Source organism: Aurantiacibacter sp. MUD61 (assembly GCF_027912455.1).
Taxonomy (GTDB): Bacteria; Pseudomonadota; Alphaproteobacteria; order Sphingomonadales; family Sphingomonadaceae; genus Alteraurantiacibacter.
This window is the reverse complement of record NZ_CP115446.1, coordinates 1544770-1559938: the sequence shown is the minus strand read 5'-3', so window position 1 is coordinate 1559938 and position 15169 is coordinate 1544770. Positions and strand designations below refer to the sequence as shown.

Sequence of the window (15169 nt, the reverse complement as noted above, 5' to 3'; positions counted from 1 at the left end):
CGGCGGAACGAGGGAGAGGCGTCCGCCGACCATAATTTCCTGATCAAGTCAGGATTAGAACTCGACCCGTACCGTTGCCGAGATCGTGCGGCCCGCAATGGAGCGCGCACGGACGATACCATTGCCCGGGATGGAACCTTCCTCTGCCTCCGTGTAACCAAAGGCGTTGAAGAGGTTGTTGGCGTTCAGACCAACTTCCAGCCGATCAAGCGGTCGAACCGCAAGAAATGCATTCACTTGCGTGTATGCTGGCAGCACCAGATCGTTATTGTCCTGCGTGAAGCTTTCCGTGGTCCCGATCAGGTTCACTCCAGCCGTGAAGAAGTCGTCTTCATACTGCGCCGAGCCTTGGTAGACGAGGTCAGCCTGACGACGCGGCGTGTTGCCGATAACAGCGGCATTGTTCGCATCGACAATCTCGGAGTCGGTCCAGGTTGCGCCGGCAGAGAGCGAGAATGGGCCAACCGAATAGCTTCCCTCCAGCTCCAGACCGAAAGCTTCATACTCGTTGTCGGTAAGCAGCAGCGGTGCAATCTCGACATTCGTTTCAGCGGTTTCAGCGTAGAATGCAGTTGCATACAAACGCAGCCCACCACCCTGATACTTCAGACCACCTTCCAGCTGGTTGACTTCAGCGATTACGCCGCTGTCGCCGCCCGGAAGGCTGCCGTCGAGCGTGCTGACGGCCGGCGAAAACAGGCTGCGGTCTGCCGTGTGGCGGCCACCCTGACTGTAACGCGCAAAGATCGAAAGATCATCGGTCAACAGGTAGTTTGCGCCGAGCGAGAATGAGAAATAATCAAAATCGTAGCCGACCGGACGGGCATTGTTGAGCGGAAGTACCGCCGTATTTGCTTCGGCCGGATCGATGTTGCCATCATTGTCGAAATCGAAGCTGGTGATGCCGTTACCAAATCCGGTGTCGCTTCCGGTGATCGTGCCATCTGCTGATCCGAAATCATAACGAACGCTGGCGTCGAGCGTCAGTCGATTAAGCTCGAGCGACAAAGCTGCAAATGGCGCATAGGTGTCGTAGCTGACATCGTAGTTTCGGCGACAGCAGTTACCGAAGAAACTGGCGCTGAATCCAACCACACCGTTCTGGGTGACAAGGTCGCCATTGCTGTCGCGAATATCGACGAGCACGGCTTCGCCATCACCCTCCACAGTCTGGACAAAAGAGGTCCACAACCAGTCGGTATCGACTTCCTGTCGCGAGGCATAAAAGCCGCCCATGAAGACGAGCGAGCCGGCGCCCACATCGAATTCGCGCGAAATACGCAGATCGTTTGCAATGTGGTCAAGGCTGTTCAGGCGGGTGTTGAAGAGCACCACATTGGTGAGCAATCCATTTCCGCCGATACTGGCAGGGTTTGCAACCGATCCGGCATTCGGGCCGGAGGCAAATTCGATGGTCGAACCTGCACCGCCTATGCCGTCTGCGATACTCTGCGCGTCGCCCGCACTCGCCGGGAACGGCGAGACGAAGCTGCCGGAGTTGCCGGCGAAACGGAAGCGGTTTGTCAGAACCCAACCTTCTGCGAACTCAACTTCGGCTTCGAGTCCGATCGATGCAGATTGCACCGAGAGCCCGTCATGCAGATCGTAGGTCGCGGGATTATTCGATCCATCGAGCGTAGCTGCAGTCGTGATGAACTGGCTGTAGAGCGCGTCGGTACGCGGATCGAAATTGTCGATCGCCTGGTAGTCGGGATCGCTGTTCGTGCCGCCTACGAAAACCGGCTGGGGCAGGATTGTCGGCGTGCTGTCGTCCAGATACTTGCCGTAAATGCGGATATAGCCGCCATCGAATTCCTGCGTGAAGTTGGCGCGGATCTGACCACCATTGCTGCCAGTGTAGCCAATGTCACGATTGCCTTCGCCGGTGCGATAGAAGCCACCGACATGGAAGTAGCTATCGTCGGTCAGGCTGGCGCCGTAGTTGAAGTCGAGCCGGTAGGTTTCATAGTCCAGACCGACTGTTCCGGCGATCGCTCCGCCTTCGCGCTCTCCGGTATTGGAGATGAAGTTGATGACACCGCCAGGTGAATTGGAGGCGAATGTCGAAGCCGAACCACCACGAACGGTTTCCACTCGGCCTACATTGCGATCGGCGCGAACAAAGTTGTCGGAGTTACCGAAGATGATGTCACCGAATTCGAGAACCGGCAGACCGTCTTCCTGCAGCTGGATGTAGCGAGCGCCACCGGTGGAAACCGGAATACCGCGAACGGCAATGTTGGCGTTACCCTCGCCGCCTGAAGCCTCTGCACGGATGCCTGGAATCTGGCGCATCAGGTCAGCAGCAGAACGCGGGTTAAGGTTGGCAATTGCGTCCGAGTCGATGACGCTGAGCGAAACCGACGTTTCCAGCTCATTGCCGCCGCGCGCAACGGCGGTCACAAAAATTGTATTTTCTTCGGCGGCATCATCTTCACCCGCTGCAGTGTCCTGAGCAAATGCTGGTGCAGAGAGTGCTGATAGCGCGACGCCAAAGGCGAGTGCGTGACGAAATTTCATAGCAAGTTACTCCTCATCCAATCCGTCGCGTGACTTCTCCGGCCCGCGATTCGCAATAATGCATACGCTTGTTGCAAACGATTGCAAGACTGTTTTGCAATCGTTTGCACGAGCGTGCGATTTGTGTCACTAGATTGCTTAACGGGACGTTCGAAGCGCCCACACAGAGAGGAAGCAAGGCATGACAATCAGCGGAAAACCGCGCCTTTCGCTGTTGCGAATCATAGAAATGAATATCGGCTTTTTCGGCCTGCAGTTCAGCTTCGGGCTGCAGCAAGCCAATATGGGGCCAATCTATGGCTTTCTCGGCGCGGACGAGGCGACGATGCCCCTGCTGTGGCTGGCCGGGCCTATGACCGGCCTGATCATCCAACCGATTGTCGGAGCAATGTCTGATCGCACAAGTTCGCGCTTCGGACGGCGGACGCCCTACTTTCTCATCGGCGCGATTATCTGCACGATCAGCCTTTTCCTCATGCCCTATTCCAGTGCGCTCTGGATGGCGGCGAGCCTGTTGTGGATTCTCGATGCCGGCAACAACATCACCATGGAGCCATACCGCGCCTATGTCGCCGACAGACTGCTGCCTGATCAAAGGTCCATCGGCTTCCTGACACAAAGCGCATTCACTGGTCTTGCGCAGACGCTGTCCTATCTTGCACCCACGCTGCTGACAGCATTCGTGGCGCAGGACGTGCTGGACGATAACGGCATTCCAGTCATCGTGCGCATTGCCTTCATCATCGGCGCGATCCTTTCGATCAGCACTATCGTCTGGTCTGTATGGCGCGTTCCGGAACTGCCGCTCGAGCCGGAAGAGCAGGCCGCAATCGACGCGAAACCGATGACGGTCGGTGCGACATTCCGCGAAATCGCCGATGCCATTCGCGACATGCCCAAACCCATGAAGCAGCTGGCACTGGCAATGCTCTGCCAGTGGTATGCGATGTTCGCCTATTGGCAGTATATTACCTTCGCCGTCGGTCGCGCGCTGTATGATACGTCTGACCCATCCAGCGCGGCTTTCCGCGAAGCAACACTGACGACGCAGCAAGCCGGTGCCACCTACAATTTCATTGCCTTCCTCGGCGCACTGCTGCTCATTCCCATAGTGGCGCGCCTCGGAGCAAGACTTGTGCATGCATTCTGTCTGTCTGCATCAGGGGTCGCGATGCTGCTCATTCCGGGTGTCGAAACACCCGCTGCACTTTTCATGCTGATGCTGGGAATTGGTATCGGCTGGGCCGGAATGATGGGTAATACTTATGTGATGCTGGCGGATTCCATTCCGGCTGAGCGTAACGGGATCTACATGGGGATATTCAACATGTTCATTGTTCTCCCCATGCTTTTCCAGACTCTGACAATGCCGCTGTTCTATGATTCATGGCTTGGCGGCGACCCGCGCAATGTCTTGCTACTTGGCGGCGCCTTGATGATATTGGGAGCGGTGGCAACGCTGTTTGTCGACGCTGGCCATCGAGTTCCGCGCAAGCAGAGGCCGATCGCAGCCTAGGAGGGCTGGCACATGAGTGAAAAGGACGGGACCAAGGCTGGCGAGGACGCACCGCAGCGAATTCGCACCTTGACCGATCTGGCGCAAATTGCCGGCGTCTCGGCGGGCACGGTCTCGCGCGCCCTCGCAGGCAAAAGCGTAATCAACGCCAAAACGCGTGAACGTATTCAGGCTCTAGCGCGCGAACATGGCTTCCAGCCCAACCAGATGGCCAGCAAACTGCGAAGGCAGAAAACCGGCGTCGTCGGGGTCATCATCCCGCTGGGTCACGACAAGCAACAGCAGGTTTCCGACAGCTTCTTCATGACGCTGCTCGGTCACCTGGCCGATGAATTGACCGATAAGGGATATGACCTGATGCTGCGCCGGGTGATTCCGGAGAGGGACGAAGACTGGCTCGACCGGTTTATCGGTTCGGGAATGATCGATGGCGTGATCGTGATCGGGCAATCCAACCAGTTCGAACGGATCGAGGATGTCGCAGACGGGTATTTGCCGATGGTTGTATGGGGCAACCACCAAGAGGGGCAACGCCACTGCGTAGTCGGTGCGGACAATCGGTTGGGCGGCAAGCTTGCTGCAGAGCGTTTGATCGCGAGCGGCGCAACAAAGCTTGCCTTTCTTGGCGACACCGCACCTTTCGAATTTGCAGCTCGTTTCGCGGGGGCATGCGAAGTCTCGAAGCAGTTGGGCGCTACAATCGAAGCAGTGCCTACGCATCTGTCTCCGGATCAGACCGGCAAGGAGATTGCCGGATTTCTGGCCAAGCGCGGGGCCGACTTCGATGGTATTTTTGCCGCCAGTGACACGATCGCCTTTTCATGTCTCAGGGAATTGCAAAAACTAGGGATTGAAGTGCCCGGGCAAATGAAGTTGGTTGGCTTCGATGACTTGCCCATCGCTGCCCAAACGCTTCCACCGCTGACAACTATCCGGCAAGATATTTCAGCGGGTGCGCATGGTCTCGTCGACCTTCTACTGCGCAGATTGGACGGAGAAGAAACCGAAAGCCTCGTGATGCCGCCCAAGCTCATCATCCGAGCCACGGCATAGTTTATCGCACCGCTCGGGTGTTCTCGCGTTAGCCCCAATCCCGCAATCCCCCCTTGCCACGGCCGATTTGCGTTCTGGGTAAGAGCGGATTGCCTTCGCTCCAGAGCAAATCCTTGCCGCGCCCACCATTCTTCGCACTTTCTTCGGCGCGCACAAACGGCTAACCCCGAGCCATGGTCGAGACACATACACTTGCTTCGCGGTCGACGAATTTCTGTCAGGCCTGCTCTGTGCGCAACCGGGCGATCTGTGCGGATCTGGACGATAGCGAGATTGAAGTTCTCAACGCCATCGGTCGCCGCCGGACGCTTGAAGCGGGCGAAGACCTGCTGTGGGAAGGCGATGAGGCGCTGCTGGTCGCCAATGTCATCACCGGCATGCTCAAGCTCTCAACGCATACGGCTGACGGGAAAGAGCAGATCCTGGGCCTTGCCTATCCTTCCGATTTTCTCGGACGGCCGTTTGGCGAGACGACGCCGCATGGCGCGCAGGCGCTTATCCCGTCGCAAGTGTGCGTATTTGCGCGCGCGGATTTTGACCGGTTTGCGAAGGAACATCCGAAGCTGGAGCACAAGCTGCTCGAACGCACCCTGCGTGAACTGGACCGCACACGCCGCTGGATGCTGCTGCTGGGCCGGATGAATGCCGAGCAGAAGGTCGCCAGCTTCCTTCTCGAAATGTCCGAGCAAATTGCGCCGCAATCTGCCGACGACACCATGGCCATCGAATTGCCGCTGACCCGCCAGCAGATTGCCGATATTCTTGGTCTGACAATTGAGACGGTCAGTCGCCAGCTCAGCACATTCCGCAAACAAGGCCTCATCGATCTGCCATCGCGCCGCGAAGTGATACTCAGCAATCGCACTGCGCTCGAAGATATCGCGGGCCTCTAGGCGCAACGGCGCTGGACAAGGCACGGCGCAATTGGGCATAGGCCGCGGCCATGCACGATATCCGTTTCATTCGCGAAAACCCGGACGATTTTGACGCCGCATTGGCGCGCCGCGGGCTCGATCCGCTGGCCGGCAAATTGCACACGCTCGATGAAAAACGTCGCCTTCTGACAACGCAGCTGCAGGAGGCGCAGAGCCGCCGCAATGAAGCCTCCAAGGCGATCGGTCAGGCGATGGGCCAGGGCGACACTGACAAGGCCGAAGCGCTGAAAGCCGAAGTGGCCGAGATCAAGGCGATGATGCCGGGTCTGGAAGAGCAGGAGAAAGCTCTCGGCGAAGAACTGAGCGCAGCGCTCGCCATCATCCCCAACCTGCCTGCCGATGACGTGCCCCAGGGCGCAGATGAAAGCGACAATGTCGAAGTCAGCAGCTGGGGCGAGAAGCGCGACTTCGCTTTCACTCCGCTGGAGCATGCCGATCTTGCCCCGCCGCTCGGCATGGATTTCGAAACCGGCACCAAGCTTTCCGGCGCGCGCTTCACTTTCCTGCGCGGCGACATGGCCCGCCTCCATCGCGCCATCGCGCAATTCATGCTGGACCAGCAGACCCGCGAGAATGGCTACACCGAATGCAACCCACCAGTGCTGGTGAATGACGATGCGATGTATGGAACTGACAAGCTGCCCAAGTTTGCCGAGGATAGCTTCAAGACTTCGATAAGAAAGCCCAATCCTGAGGTTTACAACGAGCTAATGAGTCACCTGTCGACCAAGGGGTGGCCCGCAACTCTCGACGACTATTCGAAACTTGTCGAATCCTTGAAGTGGGAAGACCCTGCTAATAGACGCTGGCTCATCCCCACATCCGAAGTCAGCCTCACCGCCTCGGTCGCGGGCGAGATTATCGACGATCTGGCCGAGCCCATTCGCCTTACCGCGCACACGCTCTGTTTCCGCAGCGAAGCGGGTGCGGCAGGCAAGGATACGCGCGGCTTCATACGACAGCACCAGTTCGAGAAGGTCGAGCTCGTCAGCATCTGCAAGCCGGAAGATAGCGAGGCCGAGCATGAACGCATGACCGAATGCGCCGAAGGCATACTGAAAGCGCTGAACCTGCCGTATCGCAAAGTGCTCTTGTGCACCGGCGACATGGGTTTTGGTGCGCGCAAGACGTACGATCTCGAAGTGTGGCTGCCCGGCCAGGGTGCCTATCGTGAGATTTCGTCCTGCTCGAATACCGGGGCTTTCCAGGCGCGACGGATGAATACGCGTTATCGGCCCGAAGGCGGGAAGAAGACCGATTTCGTCCATACGCTGAACGGCTCCGGGCTCGCGGTCGGCCGCACGCTGGTGGCGGTGCTGGAGAACTACCAGCAGGAAGATGGCTCGGTCATCGTGCCGGACGTGCTGGCGCCTTATATGGGCGGTGTTGATATTTTGCGGAGCACGCAGTGATCCGTTCGTGGTGAGCCTGCCGAACCATGAATTTGCAGCAGCCGCCAATTCGCCCTTCGACAAGCTCAGGATGAACGGATAGGGACGGCTCATGCGCATTCTCCTGACAAATGACGACGGCATCCACGCCCCCGGCCTCGCTGTGCTTGAAGAGCTGGCAGCGCAACTTTCCGACGATGTTTGGGTGTGCGCCCCGGCAGAAGAGCAGTCGGGCGCGGGCCACTCGCTCACACTGCATCACCCCGTGCGCCTGCGCGAGCATGGCGAGAAGCGCTTCTCCGTCACCGGCACGCCGACTGACAGCGTGAACCTCGCACTGCGCAAGCTCTTCGAAGACAAGCGTCCCGACCTCGTCCTGTCGGGCGTGAATGCGGGCGAGAACCTCGGCGATGACATCACCTATTCGGGCACAGCCTCTGCCGCGATGGAAGCGGCGCTGGCTGGCGTCCCGGCCATCGCCCTTAGCCAGGCTTTCCGCGACAACGGGCCGAGCTTTTCGGCGACCCGCGAATGGGGCAAGCGCGTCCTGGAACCGCTGACCGACGTGACGATGGCCAAGCGCACGCTTATCAACGTGAACTTCCCCGCCCTTCCCGCAGACAAGGTCCGCGGCATCCGAGTGGTGCGGCAGGGTTTCCACGATTACTCTCGCGGTTCGCTGGTGCAGGGCACCGATCCGCGCGGACGGCCATACTATTGGTTTGGCTTGCAGGATGCCGAGCACACGCTCGATCACGGCACCGATCTGGAAGCGGTGGAAGATGGCTATATCGCGGTCACGCCATTGCAGCTTGATCTTACCAATCACGGCGCGATAGGAACCTTGGCAGAGCGGTTTGCACCGTGACGGAGAGGCGCTGACCCTTGGCCAAAATGCACGACAAATATGAGAAGCAGCGGATCGGCAAGCGCCGGTTCACGCCCATCCGTCGTGCCGTGAAGATTCCTGTCTGGGGCGATCTGGGCATACGCATCGGAACGGCGCTTTCGCTGATCTTCCTCGTCATCATGATCCACTGGTGGGATCGCGCTGGCCTGGTCGACAATGTCGATGGCGATGTCAGCTTTCTCGACGTCGTCTATTTCACCATGATCTCCATCACCACCACCGGCTTTGGCGATATCGCGCCCGTCACAGACCGTGCGAGACTGGTGGAAGCGGTGATAGTAACACCCGTTCGTTTTGCAGTGCTCTTCATCTTTGTCGGCACGGCGTATAACTTCATTATCAAGCGCAGTTGGGAGAAGTGGCGGATGGCCCGCATCCAGGATCAGCTCACAGACCATGTCGTGGTGCTCGGCTTCGGCGTCTCCGGCGCGGAAGCGGTTGGCGAACTCATCGAACGCGGGGCCGATCCGGCAACGATCGTTGTGATGGACTCGAGCGAAGAGCGGCTCGACATCGCCGAGAGCATGGGGTGCAACGTGATTGCTGCGGATGCCTCTCGCGATGAGAACCTTGAGGCGGTTCGCATATCCAAGGCGCAGACCGTGCTGGTGTCCGCCGGGCGCGATGATGCTTCGATCCTGATCGTTCTCACCGTGCGCCACCTTGCCCCCAACGTTCCGATAAGCGTCGTGGTGCGGGCTGCGGATAACGAGCTGCTGGCGCGGCAGGCAGGCGCGGACAATGTCATCAACCCCGTTCGCTTTACCGGGCTCCTGCTCGCGGGTTCGGCGCGAGGGGCGCATATCTCCGAGTACATGTCCGACCTCGCTTCTGTCACTGGCCGCGTCCAGCTGGTCGAGCGCGAGGTCATGCCCGAAGAGATCGGCCGCCCGCTGTCCGACCTCGCCTCCGGCGGCCGTGGCCTGCGCATCTATCGCAACGGCGGCGCCTGCGGCTTCTGGGAGCATGAGGCGGACGCGCTGCAAGCAGGCGATGTCATCGTCGAGATCCTGCCGTCCGAGAACGGCAATGGCGAGGACGAGGACAAGGCTACCGAGAAGGCCTAGCCCGCGCGCCCGCCGCCTCTATCCCAGCCAGGCGTGGACTGCGCCCATCGCAATGTAGAACAGCAGCCAGTATCCGGCATCGATGAGGAACAGCGTCTTCGACTTCTGGCTGAACAGGTAGTTCGTCCCGATCGCAGGCACGATGAAGCCGAGCGCCACGCCGAAGGCGGTCAGTATCTTTACGGTCGCACTCCACTCGACCGTATAGGTCGCGAACGTATGTGCCAGCGTCCAGCTTGCCAGCAGCGAGAAGGCGAAAGCCCCGCCATAGATCGCGGCCATATTGCCTTCCTTGATCTCCTCTTCCGACAGGCCGACCGCGCCCATCCACTTCTTGCCCATGATCGGCCCGTACCAGATGCCGCCCACCATGAAGCCGGCGAGTGCACCCAGCACCACCGCCAGCCAATTCACATCGAACAGGTTCATCATCCCTCTCCCCTTTGTCCTCGACCCACCAAGCCCTCTAGCCCAATCGCGCCATCGGGTGTAGAGGCGCGCGCACTATGGCATCCAACTCCGCCTCCCCAATTCCCGACCAGAAGCGTGTCGGCATGGTCTCGCTCGGCTGCCCCAAGGCGCTGGTCGATTCCGAACGCATCCTCACGCGCCTCCGGGCAGACGGCTATGCGATGTCGCCCGACTATGCCGGCGCCGACGTGGTGCTCGTCAACACCTGCGGCTTCCTCGACTCCGCCAAGGAGGAGAGCCTTGAGGCCATCGGCGAAGCCATCGCCGAGAACGGCCGCGTTATCGTGACCGGCTGTATGGGCGACGAGGCAGAGCTGATCCGCGCCCGCTACCCCAAGGTCCTCGCGATCACCGGCGCGCACCAGTATGAGGACGTGGTCGAGGCCGTGCACGAAGCCGCACCGCCCTCGCAAGGTCCCTTCATCGACCTCGTGCCCCAGCCATCAGACCAGATGGTCAAGCTCACCCCGCGCCACTACTCCTACCTCAAGATCAGCGAGGGGTGTAACCACTCCTGCGCCTTCTGCATCATCCCCGACCTGCGCGGCAAGCTCGCCAGCCGCCGGATCGATGCCGTCCTGCGCGAGGCCGAGAAGCTCGTCGCCGCAGGCACGAAGGAGCTGCTCGTCATCAGCCAGGACACCAGTGCCTACGGTGTCGACACCCGGCACGAGACCCGCAGCTGGAAGGGCCGCGAACCCCGCGCCCACATGACCGACCTCGCCCGCGAGCTTGGCCAGCTGCGCACCGCAGAGGGCACCCCGCCCTGGGTGCGCCTGCACTATGTCTACCCCTACCCCCATGTCGACGCGGTGATCCCGCTCATGGCGGAGGGGCTGCTCACCCCCTATCTCGACATCCCCTTCCAGCACGCCGCACCCAGCGTGCTCAAGCGCATGCGCCGCCCGGCGAACGAGGCCAAGGTGCTCGAGCGCGTGCGCAAGTGGCGCGAAATCTGCCCCGATCTCACCATCCGCTCCAGCTTCGTGGTCGGCTTCCCGGGAGAGACCGAGGAGGACTTCCAGTACCTGCTCGACTGGCTAGAGGAAGCCCAGCTCGACCGCGTCGGCGGCTTCCGCTTCGAACCGGTCGAAGGCGCAGCGGCCAACGCCCTGCCCGATCCGGTGCCCGAAGAGGTGAAGGATGAGCGATACGCGCGGCTGATGGAAGTCACCGAACGCATCAGCACCGCCAAGCTCGCCGCCAAGGTGGGCCGCACGCTCCCCGTGATCGTGGACGAAGTCGGCGAGCCGGATGAGGACGGCGACATAGGCGCCACCGGCCGCAGCCAAGCAGACGCCCCGGAGATCGACGGCGAGGTGTTCCTGCGCAACGTGCCCGATACGCTCACCGCCGGCGACATCGTGCAGGTGGAGATCGAGGACGCCGATGCGCATGATCTGTATGGGGTCATCGCGCCCGCAAAGCGCTGAGGGTGTGACACAGAATGCGGTTCTAAGACAGCTGCTAGCTCTGCGCATCGCTCTGTAAAGCAGCGATTTTTCGGAGAAATCCGCGCGCAAAGTGTGGACTTCGGCTGCTGGATTTCCCGTGCGCTTGTATGGCGGGGGAGTTTGGCCATGCACCCTGTCTGCACTGGCTGTGAGGCTGTAGGAAAGCGTTCCGACCCACCGTCATTGCGAGGAGCCGGAGGCGACGCGGCAATCCAGCTCCAGCGGCGGGAATGGACTTCGGGAGCATCAGCGCGGCAGGAAGTATCCGCCATCGCCATCTCGCGCCGCGCCGGTGGCCACCAAAGTTTCCAGAACTTCGGACACGCGCGCTTTACGCTTGGCGGTGGTGCGGCCCTTGAACAGGGTGGCGAGCGCTTCTGCGGGCAGTGGCGCTTCGGCTTCGGCGAGCACATCGCGCACGGTGCGGATTTGCTCAAGACCATCACTCGGCCACTTGCGCTCTTCGATCAGCACCGCTTCGCCAAGGTCGGCCTCCACCTGCTCGCTGCCGGAAACCTTGTGGCCAAGGCGTGGGATCTGGAAATCGGGGCGCAGCCAGCGGACGAGTCCGCGTTTTTCCTCTGCCGCGCGTTCCTGATTGAGCGCGACGAGGCGCGTGAGCAATTCCTCCTCTGCTTCCTCCTGGTCCTCGCTCTTGTGCGGGCTGGGCGTGGTCGCGCCGGGCTTGCCGACGAGCCGCTTTCCAAGGTCTTCCCAGCCATATGCGGCGAACACCTCGCGGTCGATTTCGTCATGGATATCCTTGAGCACGGAAATCAGCCCGGCCTCGTGAATATCCTTCTCCTTGTCCGACAGCGGCGCAACCTCTGCGCCCGCGTCCAGCTCACGCAGGCGTTCGAGCACATTGTACATATCGGTCATGGTGAGGAAGTCGTGCTCGGCGAGGCGCTCCTTGCGGAAGGCATCAAGCCGGCTGCCGAGTTCATCGAGCTTGGCAGATTGGGTGTCGCCAAGGGTGGCGAAGGGAAAGGGATTGTAGCATTTTGTTTTGTTGTATCGCGGGGTTGGGCCAAGAGTGCCCCCCAGTTCGAGCGCCCAATGCGTATGCAAGCGGCTCGTCATTAAAGCGAGTTTCTCTGCGTCAGAGAAAGCGAAATTAACGAGCATATTGTCCGGCAGAATCTCTACATCCAGAAACTGGAAGAAACGATGCTTTGAGGTCTCAACGGTTGAGACATATCGACTCAAGTTCAACAATGCGCTTCTCAATTCGGGCCTCGTCTTCCCAAACAGCCACCATTCTTTTGCATAGGCTGCCAAGTCCGGCGACTTACCGACCTTGCCTTCGCGCTCTGCCCGGACATTGTCGGTGATATACTGAAAAAGATTTGGGTACTTTTCTTGGACTTGTTTGGCTGACAAGCCGAATAGATCGATTGCGTAAACCCCGCGAGGGCGCGCGGTGAGATCCTTTCCGTTGAAGTATTCTCTTATATGCTTTCGTAACGCAGCGTTCTGCTCGCGCCCCAGTCCAGACGCTTGTTGCGGCGAAACAATGAAGCCTGATCCATGCAGTGAGACGCCGCGGCTAGAGATTCCGTCATTCGCATAAAGAATTGCCAATTTTGACAAGTCTGCACCGAGCTTAAGCTTGCTCGTGATCTTACCTTCATCACTCTCTAGTCGCACGTCAGGAGTGTCCGTATTCAAGGCGCTTTCATGCACCACCTCAGCCAGCTTGCCCTGCCGTTCGCCCCGCACCGCAACCGTTAACGCAATTCGCACCGCAGCTTTATCTACGCCCTGCATCCAAGGATGATCGGGTACAGCATAGACCAGCGATAACGGCAGCTTCGCGTTCATATGTTTTTCCACCACGCGGCGGCTGAAAGTCTGGGTGATGGAATTGGTTGTGATGAAGCCGAAACGGCGCAGCGGGTTTTCGCCCTTCACCTTTGCAGGTGGTTTGGCGAGCAGGCGCGTTGCTGCCTCGTCCCAGAAATGCATCACGAAATCGGCTCCTCCGGGCACGCCCTTGCGCGCTTTCCATGCGGCTTCGGCATAGCCATCGCCCAGCTCTGCGCGCATGTCCTTGCCGCCGATAAAGGGCGGATTGCCGACGATGAATTCCACTTCCGGCCAATCGGCGCGACGCGGGTTCTCGTATGAGTAGAGCTCCACCTGCGCATCGGGATCGGGAATCTTCTCGCCAGTAATCGGGTGGAGCTTCATCGTCTCCCCATCCCACCGGGTCATCGGCGTGCCATCCTCATTCCGCAGCAATTCCTGCTTGTCGTAAGCGAGGATAGCGTCCTGTTCCTTGATCGTGCCGTAGGCATGCAGGATCGGTTCGGGCAGGTCTTTCACCTCCACCGTGCGCAGCTGCCATTTCAGGAAGCCGATCCACAGCACGAGATCGGCAATCGGCACGGCACGCGGATTGATTTCCAGCCCGTAAAACTGGCGCGGATTGACCGTTTCGCCTTCGAACAGCAGCCGCGCCTCGTCATCCCCCAGCGCTTCCAGTGTTTCGAGGATTTCGCCTTCCAGCCGCTTCATCAGTTCCAGCGACACGTAGAGAAAGTTACCCGTTCCACAGGCGGGGTCGAGCACCCGCGTGGTGCAGAGCTGGTGATGGAAAGCGCGCACCGCCTCTATCGCAGCATTGGGCTTGCCCGCACGGCGCAGGTCTTCCACCAATGCCTGCACTTCCTCCCAATCCTCTCGGAGCGGCTCGATAATGGTGGGGACCACCAGCCGCTCGACATAGACGCGCGGGGTGAAATGTGCGCCCAGCTTGCCGCGTTCTTTGGTGTTAAGCGCGCGTTCGAGCAGCGTACCGAAGATGGCGGGCTCCACATCGCGCCAGTCCTTCTTGCTGGCGAGCCACAGCTCGCGAATATCGTCGGCTTCGAGCGGCAGAGCGCGATGCGTCTTGAACAGCGATCCGTTGAAACGCTTGAGCGTGGCGTTGAGATGCGGGGCATAACCGCCCTTGTCCATCACCTGCCACAGGCTTTCGAGAGCGGGCGGGAAATTCTCCGGCGTTTCCACCATCTGTTGAAGCAGTTTCTGGAAGCCGTGATCGGGGATCAGCTCCACATCCTCTGCGAACATCGTGAAGAGGCACCGCATCAGGAATTCGGCAATGTCCTTGGGATCGTGCCGCTTCTCCAGGCTCTTGGCGATCTTGGCGAGGCGTTCTGCAATGTCTTCGGTAACCGCAGCAGAAATGCGTGTGGGATCAAGACTGTTAGGATCGGTCCAGATGGCGCGGAGGCGATCCTGGACTTCCTCATCGCGCAGATCGTCCATCGACAGACGGTAGTTCAGCTTGTCCGGAAACTGAGAATAGTTGCGCCCCTGTCCGCTGAAATCGGCATAGACTTCGATCACATTGCCGATATCGGCCACCAATAGAAACGGCGGATAAGCATGATCATCCGGCAGGGCGCGGGCGTAATCCTCCGCCTGCTTCTTGGCGGCGATCATCACTTTGTCCCAAGTCTTCGTGCCGCGCTTCGCATGACCCAGCTTTTGCGGCGCTTCGATGCCAGCCATTTCCAACTGCTCGGTTGCGCGCGCTTTCTCGCGCTTGGCTGATTGCTTGGCCTCCCAAATGAAGCAATCCCGCTTGTAGCAATCAATGCGGCCGGTGCTGGTGGAGCCACCCGGATGGCGGAAAGTAACGCCGCGCTCAAAAACGTAGTCGTTCAGCCGGGTCTCTTCCTTGGCAGGTGACGGTTGCTCCACGCCAAGCGCGCCCGTCAGCCGCTCTACGAACAGTTGCGCATTCGCCATCTCACCGCCGCCGGATTCCCCGAAATCGGCGATGAGCTTTTCCAGCTTGGTTTGATCGACTTCCCCCATGTGAGGCTACATCACGCGAAA

The 15169-nt window shown here is 59.8% G+C and carries 10 protein-coding genes; 7 read left to right on the top strand and 3 right to left on the bottom strand.

All coding sequences use genetic code 11. The features are described from left to right. Positions 1-54: 54 nt before the first annotated feature. Positions 55-2520 carry a TonB-dependent receptor domain-containing protein gene (locus O2N64_RS07470; RefSeq protein WP_271076995.1) on the bottom strand — a complete coding sequence of 822 codons (2466 nt, stop codon included), beginning with the start codon at positions 2518-2520 and terminating at the stop codon, positions 55-57. A gap of 181 nt (positions 2521-2701) precedes the next feature. Here O2N64_RS07470 and O2N64_RS07465 point away from each other — a divergent pair, with 181 nt between their 5' ends. The 6 genes from O2N64_RS07465 (at position 2702) to O2N64_RS07440 (ending at position 9392) form a co-directional block, all read left to right on the top strand. Beyond that, positions 2702-4036, top strand: a complete 1335-nt coding sequence (locus O2N64_RS07465) for an MFS transporter (RefSeq protein WP_271076994.1) — start codon at positions 2702-2704, stop codon at positions 4034-4036. Positions 4037-4048: 12 nt separating this feature from the next. After that, a complete protein-coding gene (locus O2N64_RS07460) occupies positions 4049-5089 on the top strand; it encodes a LacI family DNA-binding transcriptional regulator (RefSeq protein ID WP_271076993.1) in 1041 nt (346 codons plus the stop codon). Between the two features lie 173 nt (positions 5090-5262). Beyond that, complete coding sequence (locus tag O2N64_RS07455) at positions 5263-5982, top strand: Crp/Fnr family transcriptional regulator (RefSeq protein ID WP_271076992.1); 720 nt, start codon at positions 5263-5265, stop codon at positions 5980-5982. A gap of 50 nt (positions 5983-6032) precedes the next feature. Then, positions 6033-7436 (top strand): serine--tRNA ligase, encoded by a 1404-nt coding sequence (gene serS, locus O2N64_RS07450; RefSeq protein ID WP_271076991.1) that lies wholly within the window; start codon positions 6033-6035, stop codon positions 7434-7436. A 91-nt stretch (positions 7437-7527) separates the two neighbouring features. After that, complete coding sequence (gene surE / locus O2N64_RS07445) at positions 7528-8283, top strand: 5'/3'-nucleotidase SurE (protein WP_271076990.1); 756 nt, start codon at positions 7528-7530, stop codon at positions 8281-8283. Between the two features lie 26 nt (positions 8284-8309). After that, on the top strand, positions 8310-9392 hold the full coding sequence (locus O2N64_RS07440; RefSeq protein ID WP_271076989.1) for a potassium channel family protein: 1083 nt from the start codon (positions 8310-8312) through the stop codon (positions 9390-9392). An 18-nt stretch (positions 9393-9410) separates the two neighbouring features. On the opposite strand, the gene O2N64_RS07435 is transcribed toward O2N64_RS07440, so the two are convergent. After that, positions 9411-9824, bottom strand: a complete 414-nt coding sequence (locus tag O2N64_RS07435; protein ID WP_271076988.1) for a DUF1761 domain-containing protein — start codon at positions 9822-9824, stop codon at positions 9411-9413. A 74-nt stretch (positions 9825-9898) separates the two neighbouring features. On the opposite strand from O2N64_RS07435, the gene rimO reads away from it, so the two are divergent. Then, positions 9899-11296, top strand: coding sequence for a 30S ribosomal protein S12 methylthiotransferase RimO (rimO, locus tag O2N64_RS07430; protein WP_271076987.1), 1398 nt, complete (start codon positions 9899-9901; stop codon positions 11294-11296). Between the two features lie 267 nt (positions 11297-11563). Here rimO and O2N64_RS07425 read toward each other — a convergent pair whose 3' ends face one another. Then, positions 11564-15148 (bottom strand): class I SAM-dependent DNA methyltransferase, encoded by a 3585-nt coding sequence (locus O2N64_RS07425; RefSeq protein WP_271076986.1) that lies wholly within the window; start codon positions 15146-15148, stop codon positions 11564-11566. Positions 15149-15169 lie beyond the last annotated feature (21 nt).